Genomic DNA, 19390 nt, shown 5'->3' with positions numbered 1-19390 from the left:
TTTCCAATCAAGTGATTGGAAACTTTTTTATAGTCTGTTTCGGAAAACTTCGTACATGAGAATGGCTGCGGCAACACTAGCATTGAGGCTTTGAACATGTCCATTCATAGGAATGGTAATCATTTCATCGACCTGTTTTTTGATGTTGCTAGAGATGCCTTTTCCTTCATTTCCGATGATGAGGGCGATTTTCCCTTTTGTATTCCACTTGTGGCAAGGAGTACCGTTCATATCCGTTCCAAAGGTCCAGAAGCCTTCATCCTTGAGTTTGTCTAGAGTTTGACTGAGGTTGGTCACTCGCGCAATCGGTACATGCTCAATAGCACCTGTGGCCGTTTTGGCAACGACAGGAGTCACTCCGACGGCACGGTGCTTGGGAATGATGACACCTGAAACATTGGTCGCATCAGCAGTCCTTAAGATAGAACCTAAGTTGTGAGGGTCAGTTAGACCATCCAGAATCAACAGAAGTGGATTTTCTTCTTGGCGTGTTTTGGCAAGGATGTGATCCAGCTTGCTATAGGCAAATTCGGACACTCGTAGAACAAAACCTTGGTGGACAGCGCCTTCGGTCATTTCAGAGAGGGATTTTTTTGAAGTCCAAGAGATGGATACCTTTTTCTCAGCAGCCAGTTCCTTGACTTTCTCAACATTCTTACCTCGGAGATCTTCTTGGAGGTAAAGTTTGTTTCCAGTGTTTGCAAGGAGGGCTTCAGTAACGGCATGGACGCCATAGACAATATCATTTGTTTTCATGCCTCTATTATAACACAAAACCCCGTCTTGCAACGGGATTTTCTTTATTCGAGGATGAGGAGCCCATCTTTGATAGCAAATGGGTCTTTCTCATTGATACGATCGTAGAACATGATTCCGTTGATGTGGTCAATTTCATGTTGGACAACGATAGAGTTGTATCCTTTAAGCTTGATGCGGTGTTTTTCTCCGTCCTTGTCAAAGTAATCAACAGTGACGCGGGCATGACGAACAACATAGCCTGGAACTACACGGTCGACAGATAGGCACCCTTCTCCTTCACCGAGGGCGGCGTCCTGAACAGAGTGGGATACGATTTTTGGATTGTACATAACAGCTTGCAGGTCGTAGGCTTCCTGAGGAGTTTCACCTTCTTCCACAATATTTGGCACTAAAACAGCGATAATGCGTTTTGAGATATCTAACTGAGGAGCGGCCAATCCAACCCCACCGCGGAGTCCCATCTTTTCAGCCATAACAGGATCCTGAGAATTTTTGAGGAATTGCATCATCTTTTCTCCAAGGATGATTTCCTGGTCAGACAGTGGGAAAGTGACCTCCTCAGCAACCGCGCGTAAAGTTGGGTTCCCCTCACGGATAATATCGTTCATATTAATTAAATGAGCAGCTTTTGTAATACGTTCTATAGCAGACATTTTCTCTCCTTTCATTACCTCTACATGATAACACAAAATAGGCGAGAAAGAAAGTCACAGAAGTTCCTAAAAAATAATATAATAAACGGTATTCCTCTTTTGTCTGTGGTATAATAAAAGAAAAGACTTGCAGTAAAAGCAAGGGGGAAATAAAGATGGAAAAGCGACAAGATAGATGGTCTCATGGTCCTATTTTTGGATTGTTGAAGAGTAGTATTGGTTTCTTTAGGAATTATAAATCTTGGACAAATGCCCAGTTTATTACGGTGCTGTTGCTTGCAGTTTCCTTGTCTATGGGGCTGAACTTGTTGACCCAAGCAGTACAAGGGAACAAGGGAACAAGTCCGAGTGGTCAAACAGTTGATTCTGCTCAGACGTCTAGTCAGTCTAAGGAAAATCAGTCTGCCGAAACGACAGCTCGTATCATGGCAAATGGTGACCTTCTCTACCATATTCCTATCTACCGAACAGCTCTGAAAGAAGATGGAACCTATGATTTCCATGAAAATTTTGAGTATGTAAAACCCTGGCTCAAACAAGCGGATTTAGTGCTTGGTGACTTTGAAGGAACGGTGAACAAGGACCACTACTTGGCAGGCTATCCTCTCTTTAATGCACCAGGGGAAGTCATGGATGCGATCAAGGATGCAGGCTACCAAGTTCTAGACTTGGCTCATAATCACATCTTGGATTCTCAAATTGAGGGAGTGGTTTCGACAGCAGAAGCTATTGAAAAGGCAGGGATGACACCCATAGGAGTCTACACACATGAATCCCGTGACCAAGCTCCACTAGTTATCAAGGAAGTCAATGGTATCAAGGTAGCTCTCCTAGCCTATTCTTACGGTTTTAATGGCATTGAGCAGTATATCTCTCAAGAGGATTATAATCGCTATCTTTCTGACCTGAATGAAGATAAGATGAAGGCGGAAATCGAACGAGCTGAGCAAGAGGCGGATATTACTGTCATCATGCCTCAGATGGGAATTGAGTACCAGCTAGAACCGACGGAAGAACAGAAAACACTGTACCACAAGATGATTGACTGGGGAGCTGATATTATTTTTGGAGGGCATCCTCACGTCGTTGAACCTGCTGAAACCGTTGAAAAGGATGGTGACAAAAAATTGATCATCTATTCCATGGGAAATTTCCTTTCAAACCAGCGCATTGAAACCATGCAAGATGAGGAAAATGCCAAGTGGACGGAGCGCGGTGTTCTCATGGATGTGACCATTAAGAAGAAAGATGGCAAGACTAGGATTGAAACTGCCAAAGCGCATCCTACTTGGGTCAATCGAACACCCAAAGGAACTTACTCCCCAGAAGGCTATCCGCTCTTCCTCTATCAGACCTATATCCTAGAGGACTTCATTGAGGGAGGCAGTCACCGTGACAAGTTGGACGAGGCGACCAAGGAACGAATTGACACGGCCTATAAAGAAATGAATGAACATGTGGGATTGAAGTGGTAGGTGCTCACCCTAAAGGAGATAGGATGACGATTAAATTAATTGCAACAGAAATAGAGATTAAATGGATAATACAATAGAAGCAAGAAATTCCTTGGAATAAAGAGAGTTAGAGTTAAGGTGAAATTTGGTGCGAATGAAATAATTTGATTCGCAGAAGATGAAATTTAAAACGTTAAAAGAATTGGTATAAGGCAGTTTATCTTCCACAGGAACAAGCTGCGAATACACCGTCACGTTAGGACGTAGCTTATGATTGAAAAAACAGTAACAGTTAACGACAAAGAAGTGAAGTTCAAATCATCAGCTACCATTCCACGTTTGTATCGTATCAAGTTCAAGCGTGATATTTTTAAAGATTTAGCTAAACTAGAAAAATCATTTAAAGTCAACGAACAAAGTTTTGAGATTGAAGATTTAGAGATTTTTGAGAATGTGGCATGTATTATGGCGTATCACGCAGATAAAACTATTCCTCCAACCATTGATGAATGGTTAGATGAGTTTGATAGGTTTTAGAAATAGGTATTTAGTAGTATAATAAGAGTTACAATACACATGGAGGTAGCTTATATATGAATGTAATATGTTCTGAATTATTTTGGACAGCATTATCTGCTGTAGGGACAATTGGAGCCGTTATTGTAGCTTTATGGCAAATATTAAGACCTAAATCAAGAAAATTATTAGTAAGTAGTACATTCTCTCAGTATCTGGATAAGAAGATGCTGGAGTTTGTAATTACATTGGAAAACATGGGTGATGTTCCCATAATTATAAAAGAATGTGGATTTGGAAAGTTTACAACTAAGGAAGGGAATCAAAAGTTTCTTACAGGTAAAAATGTTAAATTTATAGATAAGAAATTAATCAATGTAATTGATACTTCTATGAATAATTATGTCAATGATGCTAAATTTCCTTTATTAATAAAATCAGGAGAAGCTGTTTTAATTACTTATGAATATATAAGCGAAAAATCTTTTGAATTTGATGATGAATTTATCACTCAACAAACAGAATATAAGTATTTCACTAAAGGAATAGCAGCAGTGAGAGATTCGAGAAATAGGATTTATCTATAAAACAATACATGATCACGGCATTTAATGAAAAACTCTTCAACACATTAGTGGAAAAAATGGTCATACACACAAAAGATAAAGTAGAAGTCCACTTCAAAAACGGTCAGGTCATAGAAATATGATCTGACTGTTTTTATGAATGGAATGAGACATTCATTTTATGATATAATATAAAGGATTAACAGAGATGAGAAATGATGGGGGTTGCCTAAATCGTTAAAAGATGCACACCCTAAATGCCCTTTGCACAGCCCTAATAATAAAAAGGAGCTAATTGTATGATAAAACTCATTGCAACAGATATGGATGGAACCTTGTTGGATCCAAGAGGGCAACTGGACTTGCCACGTTTAGAAAAGATTTTAGACCAATTAGATGAACGAGGTATCCGTTTTGTCATTGCGACGGGAAATGAGGTTCATCGAATGAGGCAATTATTAGAACACTTGGCGAGTCGAGTGATCTTGGTTGTTGCTAACGGCGCTCGTATATTTGAGTATGATACATTACTTCAAGCTCAGACCTGGGATGATGCTATGGTTGACAAGGCTCTCCTTCATTTTAAAGGGAGAGAGTGTCGAGATCAGTTCGTCGTTACCAGTATGAATGGGAGTTTTGTCAAGAAAGGAACTGTTTTTACAGAACTTGATAAATTTATGACTCCTGAGATGATTGAAAAACTCTATCGGCATACAAACTTTGTTGAAGAGCTCAGATCGGATCTCTTTGGTGGAGTGCTTAAAATGAGCATGGTCGTTGGTGAAGAACGATCAAGTTCTGTTTTGCGGGAAATCAATGACCTCTTTAATGGGCATGTAAGAGCTGTTTCCAGTGGTTATGGTTGTATCGATATCCTACAGGCTGGTGTTCACAAGGCTTGGGGATTGGAAGAATTACTCAAGCGCTGGAATTTGCAATCGGAACAAGTCATGGCTTTTGGTGACAGTGAAAATGATGTCGAAATGTTAGAGCTGGCTGGAATTGCCTATGCGATGGAAAATGCAGATGATAATGTCAAGGCAGTTGCGACTGCCCTAGCACCAGCTAACAGCCAGGCGGGCGTTTATCAAGTTCTAGAGAATTGGTTAGAGAAAGAGGGATAGGGTGGCAGTACAGTTATTAGAGAATTGGCTCTTAAAGGAGCAGGAAAAAATTCAAACCAAGTATCGTGAATTGAATCAAGTATCTGTTCTAGAGCCAGATATCATCTTTATTGGTGATTCGATAGTGGAATATTACCCTCTTCAAGAGTTGTTTGGGGTTGCCAAGACGATTGTTAATCGTGGCATCCGAGGTTACCAAACTGGACTTTTAATAGATAACCTTGATGCACATCTGTATGGTGATGCTGTCGATCAGATTGTTCTCTTAATTGGGACAAATGATATTGGAAAAGATATTCCCATGAATGAAGCCTTGGATAATCTCGAGCGTGTAATCCAATCGATTGCCCGAGAATATCCGCTGTCACAAATAAAGCTCCTTTCTATTCTGCCAGTCAATGAGGGAGAGAAATACAAGCAGACTGTTTATATCCGAACCAATGAAAAGATTAGAGAATGGAATCAAGCCTATGAGGCTCTAACATCCGCCTATATGCAGGTAGATTTTGTGCCTGTTTATGATAGTTTGATAGATTCAGAAGTACAACTCAAAAAAGACTATACAACAGATGGCCTTCATCTAAGTGTAGCCGGTTATCAAGTCTTATCGGAAGCCTTAAAAGGGGTTCTTTTCTAAAGAGGTGGCTTGATTTTGCATTTTTCATGAAGATAGGTTATAATGGTTCTATCGTCTTTTGGGGTCGTTACGGATTCGACAGGCATTATGAGGCATATTTTGCAACCCGTGTGGCGACGTAAACGCTCAGTTAAATATAACTGCAAAAAATAACACTTCTTACGCTTTAGCTGCCTAAAAACCAGCAGGCGTGACCCGATTTGGATTGCTCGTGTTCAATGACAGGTCTTATGATTAGCGAGATACGATCAAGCCTTGTCTAGTGGTTTGATAAGAGATTAATAGACTCGCAGTTCCTAGGCTTGAGTTATGTGTCGAGGGACTGTTAAAACAATACATAACCTATGGTTGTAGACAAATATGTTGGCAGGTGTTTGGACGTGGGTTCGACTCCCACCGGCTCCATTATTCTTTCACCCACCTTGGAAAAACGTTGTTAAATCAACGTTTTTTGTTTTTGCCTTTGGTATTCCTTGGTATTCTTTTTTTAAAAAGGGATACAAAAAAAGATACAACATTTGTTGTATCTAAAAAAATAATTTTTCTTTTCTACGGAAGACATGGGATTCGAACCCACGCACGCTGTTACACGCCTACCGCGTTTCCAACACGGCCTCTTAAGCCTCTTGAGTAATCTTCCAATACTTACTCAAATAGTCTACCATAAAGCCACTTATCTTGCAATAAAAATTTTGGAAATAAGAAAAATGATAGAATTTGAAAGAAAATGATAAAAAATGCTTGACTTTGATAGAAATTGTGCTAGAATGAATAGTGTAAACGATAACAGGAGGTGATTTGGTGTTAAAAACTGAGCGGAAGCAACTGATTTTAGAGGAGTTAAATCAACATCATGTAGTTTCCCTAGAAAAATTGGTTAGTCTATTAGAAACATCAGAATCAACGGTACGAAGAGATTTGGATGAGTTGGAGGCAGAAAACAAGCTTCGCCGTGTGCATGGTGGAGCAGAATTACCCCACTCCTTGCAGGAAGAAGAAACCATCCAAGAAAAATCTGTCAAAAACCTTCAAGAGAAGAAGCTACTGGCTCAAAAAGCAGCCTCTCTTATTAAGGAACAAGATGTTATCTTTATTGATGCTGGAACGACAACTGCTTTTTTAATCAAGGAATTGGTTAATAAGAATATCACAGTTGTGACCAACTCCATTCACCATGCGGTTCAGTTGGTTGAAAAGCAGATTCCAACTGTCATGGTTGGAGGAAGTGTCAAGATGGCAACAGATGCATGTATTGGCGGTGTTGCTCTTAACCAAATCAATCAATTGCACTTTGACCGTGCCTTTATTGGGATGAATGGTGTCGACGATGGTTATTATACGACTCCAGATATGGAGGAGGGAGCCGTTAAGCGTGCTATTTTAGAGAATGCCAAACAAACCTATGTCTTGGTGGATTCGTCAAAGATTGGTCAAACTTGCTTTGCCAAGGTAGCACCACTTAAACGCGCTATTGTCATCACAAGTCAAGGGCATGAGCTCTTGCAGGCTATTAAGAAGAAAACGGAGGTAATAGAAGTATGATTTATACAGTCACACTTAATCCATCCATTGACTATATCGTTCGCTTGAACCAAGTTCAAGTCGGCAGTGTCAATCGTATGGACAGTGATGATAAGTTTGCTGGTGGGAAAGGAATCAATGTCAGTCGTGTCTTGAAACGCTTGGATATTTCTAATACTGCGACTGGATTTATTGGAGGTTTTACTGGTAAATTTATCACAGATACCCTTGCAGAAGAGGAAATCGAAACTCGTTTTGTCCAAGTAGCAGAAGATACTCGTATCAATGTCAAGATTAAAGCAGACCAAGAAACAGAAATCAACGGAAGGGGTCCAACTGTTGAACCAGCCCAGCTAGAAGAGTTGAAAGCTATTTTATCTAGTTTGACTACAGAAGATACGGTTGTGTTTGCGGGTTCGAGTGCTAAGAACCTAGGCAATGTTATCTACAAGGATTTGATTGCTTTGACACGCCAGACTGGTGCGCAAGTGGTTTGTGACTTCGAAGGTCAGACCTTGATTGATAGTTTGGACTATCAGCCACTTTTGGTCAAACCAAATAATCACGAGCTTGGAGCTATCTTTGGAGTGAAACTCGACAGTTTAGATGAAATCGAGAACTATGCTCGTCAGTTACTGGCCAAAGGAGCTCAAAATGTCATCATCTCTATGGCTGGGGACGGTGCCCTCCTTGTCACATCTGAAGGAGCTTACTTCGCTAAACCAATCAAAGGGACAGTAAAAAATTCAGTTGGTGCTGGTGACTCTATGGTTGCTGGATTTACCGGTGAATTTGTCAAATCAAAAGACGCAGTAGAGGCCTTCAAATGGGGAGTGGCTTGTGGGACAGCAACTACTTTCTCTGATGACTTGGCAACTGCAGCATTTATAAAAGAAACTTATGAAAAAGTTGAGGTAGAAAAACGATGAAAATTCAAGACCTATTGAGAAAAGATGTCATGTTGCTGGATTTGCAGGCGACTGAAAAAACAGCAGCTATCGAAGAGATGATTCATAGCTTGGTAGATCACGGTTATGTGACGGATTTTGAAATCTTTAAAGAAGGAATCTTAGCGCGTGAAGCTCTAACTTCTACTGGTTTGGGTGATGGAATCGCTATGCCTCACAGTAAAAACTCTGCTGTCAAAGAAGCAACAGTTCTCTTTGCCAAGTCAAACAAGGGTGTTGACTATGAGAGCTTGGATGGGCAACCAACAGACCTCTTCTTCATGATTGCTGCTCCAGAAGGTGCAAATGATACTCACTTAGCAGCCTTGGCAGAATTGTCTCAATACTTGATGAAAGATGGTTTCGCTGACAAACTTCGTCAAGTAACATCTGCAGATCAAGTTATCGAACTTTTTGACCAAGCTTCAGAAAAAGCTGAGGAGCCTGTTCAAACACCTGCAAATGACTCTGGCGACTTTATTGTAGCTGTTACAGCTTGTACAACAGGTATTGCCCACACATACATGGCTCAAGAAGCCCTTCAAAAAGTAGCTGCTGAAATGGGTGTTGGGATCAAGGTTGAGACTAATGGTGCCAGCGGTGTTGGAAATCAACTGACAGCAGAGGACATCCGTAAGGCCAAAGCTGTTATCATCGCTGCAGACAAGGCTGTTGAGATGGACCGCTTTGATGGCAAACCTTTGGTTAATCGTCCAGTTGCAGACGGTATCCGTAAGACAGAAGAGCTGATCAACTTGGCCCTATCAGGAGATGCTGAAGTTTACCATGCTGCTCATGGAGCAAAAGCTGCAACAGCTTCTAATGAAAAACAAAGTATAGGTGGTGCCTTCTACAAACACTTAATGAGTGGTGTATCTCAAATGTTACCATTCGTTATCGGTGGTGGTATCATGATTGCCCTTGCTTTCTTGATCGACGGAGCTTTTGGTGTGCCACAGGATAGTCTTGGCAATCTCGGATCCTACCATGAGCTAGCTTCCATGTTCATGAAAATCGGTGGGGCTGCCTTTGGCTTGATGCTTCCAGTCTTTGCTGGTTATGTAGCCTACTCTATTGCTGAAAAACCAGGTTTGGTAGCTGGTTTTGTGGCTGGTGCTATTGCCAAAGAAGGTTTTGCCTTTGGTAAAATCCCTTATGCAGCAGGTGGTGAAGCAACTTCAACTCTTGCAGGTGTATCATCTGGTTTCCTAGGTGCCCTTGTTGGTGGATTTATCGCAGGAGCCTTGGTTCTTGCTATCAAGAAATACGTTAAAGTTCCTCGTTCACTTGAAGGTGCTAAATCAATCCTTCTCTTGCCACTTCTTGGAACTATTTTGACAGGATTTGTCATGCTGGCTGTCAACATTCCAATGGCAGCAATCAACACTGCTATGAATGACTTCCTTGGCGGACTTGGAGGAGGCTCAGCGGTCCTTCTCGGTATCGTTCTTGGTGGAATGATGGCTGTCGACATGGGTGGACCAGTCAACAAAGCTGCCTATGTCTTTGGTACAGGTACGCTTGCAGCGACTGTTTCTTCAGGTGGTTCTGTAGCTATGGCAGCAGTTATGGCTGGAGGAATGGTGCCACCACTTGCTATCTTTGTCGCAACTCTGCTCTTTAAAGATAAATTTACCAAAGAAGAACGTAACTCTGGTTTGACAAACATCATCATGGGCTTGTCATTTATCACTGAAGGAGCGATCCCATTTGGTGCCGCAGACCCAGCTCGTGCGATCCCAAGCTTTATCCTTGGATCGGCAGTAGCAGGTGGACTCGTTGGTCTTGCAGGTATCAAACTCATGGCACCACACGGAGGAATCTTCGTTATCGCCCTAACTTCAAATGCCCTTCTTTACCTTGCCTCTGTCTTGGTAGGCGCAATTGTAAGTGGTGTGGTTTATGGTTACCTTCGTAAACCATTAGAAAAATAATCACAAATACTCAAATGACTGAACACGAAAGTGGGCAGTCATTTTTTGATGATGGAGTTAGGGAGAACGGTCTTCAAAGTGATATAATAGAGGTAAATCTTAGAGAATTTAAATGATAGAATGCTGAAGTTCTACAAATATCTTAGAGGAGATAAGTGTCATGAGTGATTCTAGAAAAGAAGGAATCGACAAACTAGAAAAGGAACAGTTCGGTCGCAAAAGTCTTACAAAAGAAGCGTTACAAGGAACCTATGCCAGCTTGGTGGAGGAAGATTTTCCTGATTCTAAACGAATTCATTTTATAGCTGATTTAGGTAGGAGCCCAGAAATTGCCTTTCATTTTGAACTCATTTGCAACGATTGGGAGGAAGGAACTGACCTAAATTTTGAAGCAAGTTTTGACCAGCATGGGCAGGAGGGAATAGACTATCTTTTGGAAACTCTCAATCAAGAGGAAGATGAGAGTCAACGCATTTTGATTGTTTATTTCCTAGCGAAAATCCTTTCCAAAGTAAGACATAGAGATTTTTATGCATCTTCTTGCAAGCAAGTACTTCCTGTTCTAATCTCTCTTTTACCTAGTTCAGAAGCTTCGAATCGTAGAAAGCTAATCATTGCCCTAGGTTGGATTGGTTCAATAAGTGAGATAGAAATCTTAGGGCAACATCTCTTGACTGACCAAGATGCACTTTGTCGTGCCTGGTCTGCCAGTAGTTTGATGCAATTATCTTTTCATCAAGTTGAAAAAGAAGTCTTGATGGAGAAAACGAAGGATTTGTTTCGAGAGGCGATTCCAGAAGAAAAGGACTTTCGGGCTTGTGCTCTGATGATAGAAGCAGCTCAAGTTTTATTTGGGAAAAAATGGATTCCTACATCTGCTGTAGAGAAGTTGGAAATCGAGAAGATTGAGAAGGCAAGAAAATCAGCAATTAGATTTTTGAAGAAGTAGTGAGACAAGGTTGTTGAAAAATCATATAGAATAGAAAATTCAGAAATATCAACGAAAGATGATTGTGTCTAGTAGATGCAGTCATTTTTTTGATTTCTCTAGATGTTTCTGAAATATGGTATAATAGAAGCATGGCAAACAAAAATACAAGTAAAACAAGACGGAGACCGTCTAAAGCAGAACTCGAAAGAAAACAGGCTATCCAGAGGATGTTGATTTCCTTAGGAATTGCCTTATTGTTGATTATTGCAGCTTTCAAGCTTGGTGCTGCGGGTATCACCCTTTATAATCTCATTCGACTGTTAGTCGGAAGTTTAGCTTATGTGGCTATAGGTGCCCTCCTCATCTATCTTTTTCTATTTAAATGGATCCGCAAGCAAGAGGGACTTCTGTCAGGATTTCTCTGTATCTTCGCTGGCTTGCTCTTGATTTTTGAGGCCTATCTTGTCTGGAAGTTTGGTTTGGAGCAGTCAGTTCTAAAAGGGACCTTGGCTCAAGTTATGACGGATCTGACTGGTATTCGGGTGACTAGCTTTGCTGGTGGAGGTCTGCTAGGTGTTGGACTTTATATCCCCATATCCTTTCTTTTCTCCAATATCGGATCGTACTTTATTGGAGTTCTTTTGATTCTAGTTGGGGCTCTCTTGGTCAGTCCTTGGTCTATTTATGATGTTGCAGCCTTTATTGGAGCTCAGTTCAGATCCTTCATGGAAAAACAGGAACAGAGAAAACAGGAACGCTTCATCAAGAGAGAAGAAGAGAAGGCTCGTCAAGAAGCTGAAGAAGCTGCCAGAATCAAGAGAGAACAAGAAGAACAGGATGCACTACCGCTTCCTCCTGTAGATCCTGAAACGGGAGAAATCTTATCAGAAGTTCCAGACTATGATCTTCCACCAATTCCTGAAAAAGAATGGAGTGAACCGGAGATTATCCTGCCTCAAGCTGATTTTGACGTTCCAGATGTGGAAGAAGACTTTGAGGATGAAGAGGTGCAGGTTGATTTTTCTGCCAAAGAAGCTCTTGAATACAAACTGCCAAGCTTGCAACTCTTTGCGCCAGATAAACCCAAAGATCAATCCAAGGAAAAGAAGATTGTTCGAGAAAATATCAAAATCCTAGAAGAAACCTTTGCTAGCTTTGGTATCAAGGTGACAGTAGAACGGGCTGAAATTGGACCATCAGTTACCAAGTATGAAGTCAAACCAGCAGTCGGTGTACGGGTTAACCGCATTTCCAATCTGGCAGACGACTTAGCGCTAGCTCTAGCAGCTAAGGATGTTCGGATAGAGGCTCCAATCCCTGGTAAATCCTTAGTCGGAATTGAGGTTCCTAACTCTGAGATTGCGACTGTTTCCTTCCGTGAACTCTGGGAACAGTCTCAGACTAAACCAGAAAATCTCCTCGAAATCCCTCTAGGTAAGGCCGTCAATGGAACTGCTCGCACCTTTGACCTTTCCAAGATGCCCCATCTACTCGTTGCAGGTTCAACGGGATCAGGGAAGTCAGTCGCAGTTAATGGTATTATCGCTAGCATTCTTATGAAAGCAAGACCCGACCAGGTCAAGTTTATGATGGTCGATCCTAAGATGGTTGAGTTATCGGTTTACAATGACATTCCTCACCTCTTGATTCCAGTTGTGACTAATCCACGCAAGGCCAGCAAGGCTCTGCAAAAGGTTGTGGATGAGATGGAAAACCGTTATGAACTCTTCGCTAAGGTTGGTGTACGAAATATCGCTGGTTACAATGCCAAGGTCGAGGAATTCAATGTCCAGTCTGAGTACAAACAAGTACCACTGCCTTTGATTGTTGTCATTGTGGATGAGTTGGCAGACCTCATGATGGTGGCTAGCAAGGAAGTAGAAGACGCCATCATTCGTCTCGGACAGAAGGCGCGTGCCGCAGGAATTCACATGATTCTCGCAACGCAACGTCCATCAGTCGATGTCATTTCTGGTCTCATCAAGGCCAATGTCCCATCTCGTGTGGCTTTTGCAGTTTCATCGGGCACAGATTCACGAACCATCTTGGATGAGAATGGAGCAGAAAAACTGCTTGGTCGAGGAGACATGCTCTTTAAACCAATCGATGAAAATCACCCAGTCCGTCTGCAAGGATCCTTTATCTCGGATGATGATGTTGAACGCATCGTAAACTTCATCAAGGCTCAGGCGGATGCGGACTACGATGAGAGTTTTGACCCAGGTGAGGTTTCTGAAAATGAAGGAGAATTTTCAGATGGTGAAGCTGGTGGCGATCCGCTTTTTGAAGAAGCTAAGGCTCTGGTTATCGAGACGCAGAAAGCCAGTGCTTCGATGATTCAGCGTCGTTTGTCGGTTGGATTTAACCGTGCGACCCGCCTTATGGAAGAACTCGAAATGGCGGGTGTTATCGGTCCAGCTGAAGGAACCAAACCACGAAAAGTATTGCAACAATAAAAAAATAGCTTCTTTCCAAAGCTGGAAGGAAGCTATTTTAGTGGTTATTGATTGCTTTTGTTTTCGGAACTAGTCGTTTTGGACGAGTTTCCACTATCAGTTGTTTCTTTTGTTGAGGAAGGTGTTGAAGAATCCTGAGTTGTTGTTTTCTTCTCTTCTTTTTGCTCTTCCTTCTTATTGGATTGAGGAGTTTCTTCCTGCGGGGTATTTTCTTTAGTAGAAGTGTTGTCCTTGTTAGGTGTAGTATTTTCCTGAGGGGATTCCTTTTGAATCTCCTTGACAACAGTTGTTTGAGTTGTCGTTGGTTCTTTTTTGTTGTTTTTGTTATTATCCATAGCGTTCATGATGGTAATAGTAGCGGTAATTAGGCCAAGGATACTACCGATGGTAGCAATCGTTTTTTGAAAGACAGTAAATCCCTTTTTGATGTGTTCTGTTTTTGGTTTTGAAGTTCTATGATAGTTAGACATGATACTCTCCTTTTATTATGATTTATTATACCTCATTTCTTTAAAAAAATCTTAAAAAAAGAGGAATTGCCCTTTCTTGTCGCAAGCTTCGTTTCATGATACAATAGAAGAAGTGATTTTAGAAAGCGTGAGAAAACATGATCTACTTTGATAATTCGGCAACGACCAAGCCTTATCCTGAAGCTCTAGAAACCTATATGCAGGTCGCTTCAAAAATTGTAGGAAATCCATCCAGTCTCCATCGTTTGGGAGACCAGGCGACACGAATTTTAGATGCTTCCCGTCAGCAAATTGCAGATTTGATTGGTAAGAAGGGTGATGAAATCTTCTTTACCTCTGGTGGAACAGAAGGAGATAACTGGGTCATCAAAGGTGTGGCCTTTGAAAAAGCCCAGTTTGGCAAGCACATCATCGTATCAGCCATTGAACATCCAGCAGTTAAGGAATCAGCCCTCTGGCTGAAAAGTCAAGGTTTTGAGGTGGATTTTGCTCCAGTTGATGAGAAAGGGTTTGTGGATGTTGAGGCTCTAGGAGCTTTGATACGACCTGACACGACCCTCGTCTCCATTATGGCAGTAAACAATGAAATTGGGTCTGTTCAGCCTATTGAGGCTATCTCAGAACTGTTGGCAGACAAGCCAACTATTTCCTTCCACGTTGATGCAGTTCAGGCACTCGCTAAGATTCCGACTGAAAAATATCTGACAGATCGAGTGGATTTTGCGACCTTTTCGAGTCATAAGTTTCATGGTGTCAGAGGTGTTGGCTTTGTCTATATCAAGTCTGGTAAGAAAATTACGCCTCTGTTGACTGGTGGTGGTCAGGAGCGAGACTATCGTTCGACAACTGAAAATGTGGCAGGGATTGCAGCGACAGCCAAGGCCCTCCGTTTGTCTATGGAAAAGTTAGATATCTTTACTAATAAGACAGGGCAGATGAAATCAGTCATTCGCCAAGCGCTTTTGGACTATCCAGATATTTTTATCTTTTCAGCTGAGAAAGACTTCGCCCCTCATATCCTGACTTTTGGAATCAAAGGTGTTCGTGGTGAAGTCAGCGTTCACGCCTTTGAAGACTATGATATTTTCATCTCCACAACCTCGGCTTGTTCATCCAAGGCTGGAAAACCTGCGGGGACCTTGATTGCCATGGGAGTGGACAAAGATAAGGCCCAGTCAGCTGTGCGTCTTAGTCTAGACCTTGAAAATGATATGAGTCAGGTCGAACAGTTTTTGACCAAGTTAAAATTAATTTACAATCAAACTAGAAAAGTAAGATAGGAGCATTCATGCAATATTCAGAAATTATGATTCGCTACGGAGAATTGTCAACTAAGGGTAAAAACCGTATGCGTTTTATCAATAAACTTCGCAATAATATTTCAGACGTTTTGTCTATCTATCCCCAAGTTAAGGTAACGGCAGATCGCGACCGTGCTCATGCTTACCTCAATGGAGCTGATTACACAGCAGTAGCAGAATCACTCAAACAAGTTTTTGGGATTCAAAATTTCTCCCCTGTATACAAGGTCGAAAAATCTGTAGAAGTTCTGAAGTCTTCTGTTCAAGAGATTATTAAAGATATCTACAAGGAAGGCATGACTTTCAAAATCTCTAGCAAGCGTAGCGACCACAACTTTGAACTCGACAGTCGTGAACTCAACCAAACACTTGGTGGAGCAGTATTCGAAGCTATTCCAAATGTCCAAGCTCAAATGAAAAATCCGGACATCAATCTTCAGGTGGAGATTCGTGAGGAAGCAGCTTATCTTTCCTATGAGACTATTCGAGGAGCAGGTGGTTTGCCAGTGGGTACTTCTGGTAAGGGTGTGCTCATGTTGTCAGGAGGGATTGACTCGCCTGTAGCAGGTTATCTATCCCTTAAACGTGGAGTAGATATTGAGGCCGTTCACTTTGCCAGCCCACCTTACACGAGTCCAGGTGCTCTCAAAAAAGCCCAAGATTTGACCCGTAAATTGACCAAGTTTGGTGGCAATATCCAGTTTATCGAAGTGCCTTTCACAGAGATTCAAGAGGAAATCAAGGCAAAGGCGCCAGAAGCCTATCTTATGACCTTGACACGTCGTTTTATGATGCGCATTACTGACCGTATCCGTGAGGTACGAAATGGTTTAATTATCATTAATGGGGAAAGTCTTGGCCAAGTAGCTAGCCAAACTTTGGAAAGCATGCAGACTATCAACGCTGTGACCAGCACTCCAATTATTCGTCCCGTGGTTACGATGGACAAGTTGGAAATCATTGACATTGCGCAGGAAATCGATACCTTTGAAATTTCAATCCAGCCGTTTGAGGACTGCTGTACTATTTTTGCGCCTGACCGTCCTAAGACAAATCCTAAGATAGAGAATGCAGAGCAGTATGAAAAACGGATGGATGTCGAAGGTTTGGTTGAGCGAGCAGTGGCAGGGATTATGATTACTGAAATCACTCCCCAGGTTGAAAAAGATGCTGTCGATGAGTTAATTGACAATCTCCTCTAATCAGAAAATCCAGAAGAATTTAGAATATTAAATGAAAAAAGTTAGTTATTTATCCTTAAAATGGACAATTACTGACTTTTTTTCTATTTTTATGGTATAATGAGATAAAATTTTGAATATAGAGAGTTTTCTGACAATGAATCATTCCTACTTTTACTTAAAAATGAAAGAACACAAACTCAAGGTTCCTTATACAGGAAAAGAGCGTCGTGTGCGTGTTCTCCTGCCAAAGGATTATGAGAAAGATACAGACCGTTTTTACCCTGTTGTTTACTTTCATGATGGGCAAAATGTCTTTTACAGCAAGGAGTCTTATATCGGGCACTCTTGGAAGATTATTCCGGCTATTAAGAGAAATCCTGACATCAGTCGCATGATTGTTGTAGCCATCGACAATGATGGTATGGGACGGATGAATGAGTACGCAGCTTGGAAGTTTCAAGAATCTCCTATTCCGGGCCAGCAGTTTGGCGGTAAGGGTGTGGAGTATGCTGAGTTTGTCATGGAAGTGGTCAAGCCTTTTATCGATGAAACCTATCGTACCAAAGCTGATCGCCAGCATACTGCTATGATTGGTTCGTCTCTAGGAGGCAATATTACCCAGTTTATCGGACTGGAATACCAAGACCGAATTGGTTGTCTAGGAGTCTTTTCATCTGCCAACTGGCTCCACCAAGAAGCCTTTAACCGCTACATCGAGCGTAAGAAATTGTCGCCTGAACAGCGCATTTTCATTTATGTAGGAACAGAAGAAGCAGACGATACGGACAAGACCTTGATGGCTGGCAATATCAAGCAAGCCTATATCGACTCGTCGCTTCGCTATTACCATGATTTAATTGCAGGTGGAGTACACTTGGGTAATCTTGTCTTGAAAGTTCAGTCTGGTGCCATCCATAGTGAGATTCCATGGTCGGAAAATTTACCAGACTGTCTCCGATTTTTTGCAGAGAAATGGTAAGTTAAGAAAGGAGAAAGCCAATGCATATTGAAAACCTCAGCCACTGGAGTGGTCACCTCAACCGTGAAATGTACCTCAACCGTTATGGACACGCTGGGATTCCAGTTGTTGTCTTTGCTTCATCGGGTGGGAGCCATAATGAATACTATGATTTTGGCATGATTGATGCCTGTGCTTCCTTTATCGAAGAAGGCCGTGTTCAGTTCTTTACTCTCTCCAGCGTTGATAGTGAGAGCTGGTTGGCTACTTGGAAAAATGGTCATGACCAGGCGGAGATGCATCGCGCTTACGAACGCTATGTGATTGAGGAAGCCATTCCTTTTATCAAGCACAAGACAGGTTGGTTTGACGGTATGATGACGACGGGTTGCTCGATGGGGGCCTACCATGCACTCAATTTCTTCCTCCAGCATCCAGATGTCTTTACCAAGGTGATTGCTCTCAGCGGTGTTTACGACGCGCGTTTCTTTGTCGGCGATTACTACAATGACGATGCCATCTATCAAAACTCGCCTGTAGACTATATCTGGAATCAGAATGACGGATGGTTTATCGATCGTTACCGTCAGGCGGAGATTGTCGTCTGTACGGGCCTCGGTGCCTGGGAACAAGACGGTCTACCATCTTTCTACAAGCTCAAAGAAGCCTTTGACAAGAAACAAATCCCTGCCTGGTTTGCTGAGTGGGGACATGATGTTGCCCATGACTGGGATTGGTGGCGTAAACAAATGCCTTATTTCCTTGGTCACATGAATCTATAAAAGGAGTTGCCTATGAATTATCTTGTTATTTCACCCTACTATCCACAAAACTTTCAACAGTTTACCATCGAGCTAGCTAATAAAGGCATCACCGTTTTGGGAATTGGTCAGGAGCCTTACGAACAATTAGATGAACCTTTGCGCAATAGCCTAACCGAGTATTTCCGTGTGGACAATCTTGAGAACATAGACGAAGTCAAACGTGCAGTTGCCTTTCTTTTCTACAAGCACGGTCCTATCGACCGCATCGAGTCCCACAATGAATACTGGCTTGAGCTGGACGCAACACTCAGAGAACAATTCAATGTCTTTGGTGTCAAACCAGAGGATCTCAAAAAGACTAAGTTTAAGTCTGAAATGAAAAAACATTTCCAAAAGGCAGGAGTACCTGTTGTTCCGGGAGCAGTGATTAAAACAGAGACCGATGTAGCTCAGGCTGTGGAGGAGATCGGTTTACCATTGATTGCCAAACCAGACAACGGTGTGGGAGCAGCAACAACCTTTAAGCTTGAGACAGAAGAAGATGTAAATCACTTCAAGGCTGAATGGGACCATTCAACCGTTTATTTCTTTGAAAAATTTGTCACTTCTAGCGAAATCTGTACCTTTGACGGACTAGTGGACAAGGACGGTAAGATTGTCTTTTCAACGACTTTTGACTACGCCCATACACCACTGGATCTCATGCTTTACAAGATGGATAATGCCTATTATGTTCTCAAGGATATGGATCCAAAATTGCGTAAGTATGGTGAAGCCATTGTCAAGGAATTTGGCATGAAGGAGCGTTTTTTCCATATCGAATTCTTCCGTGAGGGAGATGACTATATCGCTATTGAGTATAATAACCGTCCGGCAGGTGGTTTTACCATTGATGTTTACAATTATGCCCACTCTTTTGACCTCTACCGAGGTTATGCGGCTATCGTAGCAGGAGAGCCATTCCCTGGTTCATATTTTGAACCCCTCTATTGCTTGGCGACTGCTCGGCGTTTAAGTTCTCATTATGTATACTCAGAAGAGGAGTTACTAGCTAAATACCAAGGAGGTTTTAAGGCTAAGAAAATCATGCCAGCAGCCTTTGCAGAGTTACAAGGAGATATCCTCTATATGTTGACAACTCCAAGTCGTGAGGAGCTGGATCAGATGTTAGCAGACTTTGGTCAACGTCAAGAGTAAGGAATAGGATGAAAGGAG

At 41.9% G+C, this 19390-nt stretch carries 18 protein-coding genes, 1 tRNA gene and 1 other RNA gene; 16 read left to right on the top strand and 4 right to left on the bottom strand.

The annotated features are described in order from the left end of the window. Window positions 1-27: 27 nt before the first annotated feature. The gene (gene rlmB, locus HMPREF9189_RS07665) at window positions 28-756 is read right to left on the bottom strand and encodes a 23S rRNA (guanosine(2251)-2'-O)-methyltransferase RlmB (protein ID WP_000855731.1); all 729 of its coding nucleotides are present in this window, start codon (window positions 754-756) and stop codon (window positions 28-30) included. Window positions 757-800: 44 nt separating this feature from the next. Then, window positions 801-1412, bottom strand: a complete 612-nt coding sequence (gene def / locus HMPREF9189_RS07660) for a peptide deformylase (RefSeq protein WP_001272963.1) — start codon at window positions 1410-1412, stop codon at window positions 801-803. A 155-nt stretch (window positions 1413-1567) separates the two neighbouring features. Here def and HMPREF9189_RS12070 point away from each other — a divergent pair, with 155 nt between their 5' ends. The 6 genes from HMPREF9189_RS12070 (at window position 1568) to ssrA (ending at window position 6117) form a co-directional block, all read left to right on the top strand. Continuing rightward, window positions 1568-2887 (top strand): CapA family protein, encoded by a 1320-nt coding sequence (locus HMPREF9189_RS12070; protein WP_000415551.1) that lies wholly within the window; start codon window positions 1568-1570, stop codon window positions 2885-2887. A gap of 249 nt (window positions 2888-3136) precedes the next feature. Beyond that, a complete protein-coding gene (locus HMPREF9189_RS07645; protein WP_000570834.1) occupies window positions 3137-3403 on the top strand; it encodes a hypothetical protein in 267 nt (88 codons plus the stop codon). Window positions 3404-3459: 56 nt separating this feature from the next. Beyond that, complete coding sequence (locus HMPREF9189_RS07640) at window positions 3460-3969, top strand: hypothetical protein (protein ID WP_001100687.1); 510 nt, start codon at window positions 3460-3462, stop codon at window positions 3967-3969. A 278-nt stretch (window positions 3970-4247) separates the two neighbouring features. Then, the gene (locus tag HMPREF9189_RS07635) at window positions 4248-5072 is read left to right on the top strand and encodes a Cof-type HAD-IIB family hydrolase (RefSeq protein ID WP_000593352.1); all 825 of its coding nucleotides are present in this window, start codon (window positions 4248-4250) and stop codon (window positions 5070-5072) included. Window position 5073: 1 nt separating this feature from the next. Beyond that, window positions 5074-5709 carry an SGNH/GDSL hydrolase family protein gene (locus HMPREF9189_RS07630; protein WP_000290634.1) on the top strand — a complete coding sequence of 212 codons (636 nt, stop codon included), beginning with the start codon at window positions 5074-5076 and terminating at the stop codon, window positions 5707-5709. 60 nt (window positions 5710-5769) lie between these two features. Further along, window positions 5770-6117, top strand: a transfer-messenger RNA (tmRNA) gene (gene ssrA, locus HMPREF9189_RS12065). Between the two features lie 144 nt (window positions 6118-6261). Here ssrA and HMPREF9189_RS07625 read toward each other — a convergent pair. Then, window positions 6262-6349, bottom strand: a tRNA-Ser gene (locus HMPREF9189_RS07625). Window positions 6350-6510: 161 nt separating this feature from the next. Between HMPREF9189_RS07625 and HMPREF9189_RS07620 the strand changes: the two genes are divergently transcribed. The 5 genes from HMPREF9189_RS07620 to HMPREF9189_RS07600 all read left to right on the top strand — a co-directional run bounded on the left by HMPREF9189_RS07620 (window position 6511) and on the right by HMPREF9189_RS07600 (window position 13498). Beyond that, the gene (locus HMPREF9189_RS07620; RefSeq protein WP_000920660.1) at window positions 6511-7251 is read left to right on the top strand and encodes a DeoR/GlpR family DNA-binding transcription regulator; all 741 of its coding nucleotides are present in this window, start codon (window positions 6511-6513) and stop codon (window positions 7249-7251) included. Further along, window positions 7248-8159: a 1-phosphofructokinase gene (gene pfkB, locus HMPREF9189_RS07615; RefSeq protein ID WP_000640824.1), complete on the top strand. Its 912-nt coding sequence runs from the start codon at window positions 7248-7250 to the stop codon at window positions 8157-8159. Before HMPREF9189_RS07620 ends, pfkB begins: the two co-directional genes overlap by 4 nt. Beyond that, the gene (locus tag HMPREF9189_RS07610) at window positions 8156-10111 is read left to right on the top strand and encodes a fructose-specific PTS transporter subunit EIIC (RefSeq protein ID WP_000701413.1); all 1956 of its coding nucleotides are present in this window, start codon (window positions 8156-8158) and stop codon (window positions 10109-10111) included. The genes pfkB and HMPREF9189_RS07610 overlap by 4 nt, the downstream gene beginning before the upstream one ends. 160 nt (window positions 10112-10271) lie before the next feature. Then, entirely contained in the window at window positions 10272-11060 is a 789-nt protein-coding gene (locus HMPREF9189_RS07605; protein WP_001285303.1) for a HEAT repeat domain-containing protein, read from the top strand. 131 nt (window positions 11061-11191) lie between these two features. Next, the gene (locus HMPREF9189_RS07600; RefSeq protein WP_083771794.1) at window positions 11192-13498 is read left to right on the top strand and encodes a DNA translocase FtsK; all 2307 of its coding nucleotides are present in this window, start codon (window positions 11192-11194) and stop codon (window positions 13496-13498) included. Window positions 13499-13542: 44 nt separating this feature from the next. Here the strand turns inward: HMPREF9189_RS07600 and HMPREF9189_RS07595 are convergent, their stop codons facing one another. Beyond that, window positions 13543-13968, bottom strand: a complete 426-nt coding sequence (locus tag HMPREF9189_RS07595) for a DUF6556 family protein (protein WP_000073837.1) — start codon at window positions 13966-13968, stop codon at window positions 13543-13545. A 137-nt stretch (window positions 13969-14105) separates the two neighbouring features. Between HMPREF9189_RS07595 and HMPREF9189_RS07590 the strand changes: the two genes are divergently transcribed. The 5 genes from HMPREF9189_RS07590 to HMPREF9189_RS07570 all read left to right on the top strand — a co-directional run bounded on the left by HMPREF9189_RS07590 (window position 14106) and on the right by HMPREF9189_RS07570 (window position 19372). Continuing rightward, window positions 14106-15248: a cysteine desulfurase family protein gene (locus tag HMPREF9189_RS07590; protein ID WP_000638928.1), complete on the top strand. Its 1143-nt coding sequence runs from the start codon at window positions 14106-14108 to the stop codon at window positions 15246-15248. Window positions 15249-15256: 8 nt separating this feature from the next. After that, complete coding sequence (thiI, locus tag HMPREF9189_RS07585) at window positions 15257-16471, top strand: tRNA uracil 4-sulfurtransferase ThiI (protein WP_001200069.1); 1215 nt, start codon at window positions 15257-15259, stop codon at window positions 16469-16471. A gap of 136 nt (window positions 16472-16607) precedes the next feature. Continuing rightward, complete coding sequence (locus HMPREF9189_RS07580) at window positions 16608-17432, top strand: alpha/beta hydrolase (protein ID WP_001016815.1); 825 nt, start codon at window positions 16608-16610, stop codon at window positions 17430-17432. Between the two features lie 20 nt (window positions 17433-17452). Beyond that, entirely contained in the window at window positions 17453-18193 is a 741-nt protein-coding gene (locus HMPREF9189_RS07575; protein WP_000546801.1) for an esterase family protein, read from the top strand. A gap of 12 nt (window positions 18194-18205) precedes the next feature. Continuing rightward, on the top strand, window positions 18206-19372 hold the full coding sequence (locus HMPREF9189_RS07570; protein WP_001108622.1) for an acetyl-CoA carboxylase biotin carboxylase subunit family protein: 1167 nt from the start codon (window positions 18206-18208) through the stop codon (window positions 19370-19372). Window positions 19373-19390: the final 18 nt, after the last annotated feature.

This window comes from Streptococcus sp. oral taxon 071 str. 73H25AP (assembly GCF_000146755.1).
Lineage (GTDB): Bacteria > Bacillota > Bacilli > Lactobacillales > Streptococcaceae > Streptococcus > Streptococcus oralis_T.
Note: the sequence above shows the minus strand (reverse complement) of the source record. Positions and strands in the feature narration are given on the sequence as shown.

What these genes read in the sequence shown, in the direction of transcription:
- rlmB (WP_000855731.1), bottom strand. Translation starts at nt 756, where the DNA reads ATGAAAACAAATGATATTGTCTATGGCGTCCATGCCGTTACTGAAGCC.
- def (WP_001272963.1), bottom strand. Translation starts at nt 1,412, where the DNA reads ATGTCTGCTATAGAACGTATTACAAAAGCTGCTCATTTAATTAATATG.
- HMPREF9189_RS12070 (WP_000415551.1), top strand. Translation starts at nt 1,568, where the DNA reads ATGGAAAAGCGACAAGATAGATGGTCTCATGGTCCTATTTTTGGATTG.
- HMPREF9189_RS07645 (WP_000570834.1), top strand. Translation starts at nt 3,137, where the DNA reads ATGATTGAAAAAACAGTAACAGTTAACGACAAAGAAGTGAAGTTCAAA.
- HMPREF9189_RS07640 (WP_001100687.1), top strand. Translation starts at nt 3,460, where the DNA reads ATGAATGTAATATGTTCTGAATTATTTTGGACAGCATTATCTGCTGTA.
- HMPREF9189_RS07635 (WP_000593352.1), top strand. Translation starts at nt 4,248, where the DNA reads ATGATAAAACTCATTGCAACAGATATGGATGGAACCTTGTTGGATCCA.
- pfkB (WP_000640824.1), top strand. Translation starts at nt 7,248, where the DNA reads ATGATTTATACAGTCACACTTAATCCATCCATTGACTATATCGTTCGC.
- HMPREF9189_RS07610 (WP_000701413.1), top strand. Translation starts at nt 8,156, where the DNA reads ATGAAAATTCAAGACCTATTGAGAAAAGATGTCATGTTGCTGGATTTG.
- HMPREF9189_RS07605 (WP_001285303.1), top strand. Translation starts at nt 10,272, where the DNA reads ATGAGTGATTCTAGAAAAGAAGGAATCGACAAACTAGAAAAGGAACAG.
- HMPREF9189_RS07600 (WP_083771794.1), top strand. Translation starts at nt 11,192, where the DNA reads ATGGCAAACAAAAATACAAGTAAAACAAGACGGAGACCGTCTAAAGCA.
- HMPREF9189_RS07595 (WP_000073837.1), bottom strand. Translation starts at nt 13,968, where the DNA reads ATGTCTAACTATCATAGAACTTCAAAACCAAAAACAGAACACATCAAA.
- HMPREF9189_RS07590 (WP_000638928.1), top strand. Translation starts at nt 14,106, where the DNA reads ATGATCTACTTTGATAATTCGGCAACGACCAAGCCTTATCCTGAAGCT.
- thiI (WP_001200069.1), top strand. Translation starts at nt 15,257, where the DNA reads ATGCAATATTCAGAAATTATGATTCGCTACGGAGAATTGTCAACTAAG.
- HMPREF9189_RS07580 (WP_001016815.1), top strand. Translation starts at nt 16,608, where the DNA reads ATGAATCATTCCTACTTTTACTTAAAAATGAAAGAACACAAACTCAAG.
- HMPREF9189_RS07575 (WP_000546801.1), top strand. Translation starts at nt 17,453, where the DNA reads ATGCATATTGAAAACCTCAGCCACTGGAGTGGTCACCTCAACCGTGAA.
- HMPREF9189_RS07570 (WP_001108622.1), top strand. Translation starts at nt 18,206, where the DNA reads ATGAATTATCTTGTTATTTCACCCTACTATCCACAAAACTTTCAACAG.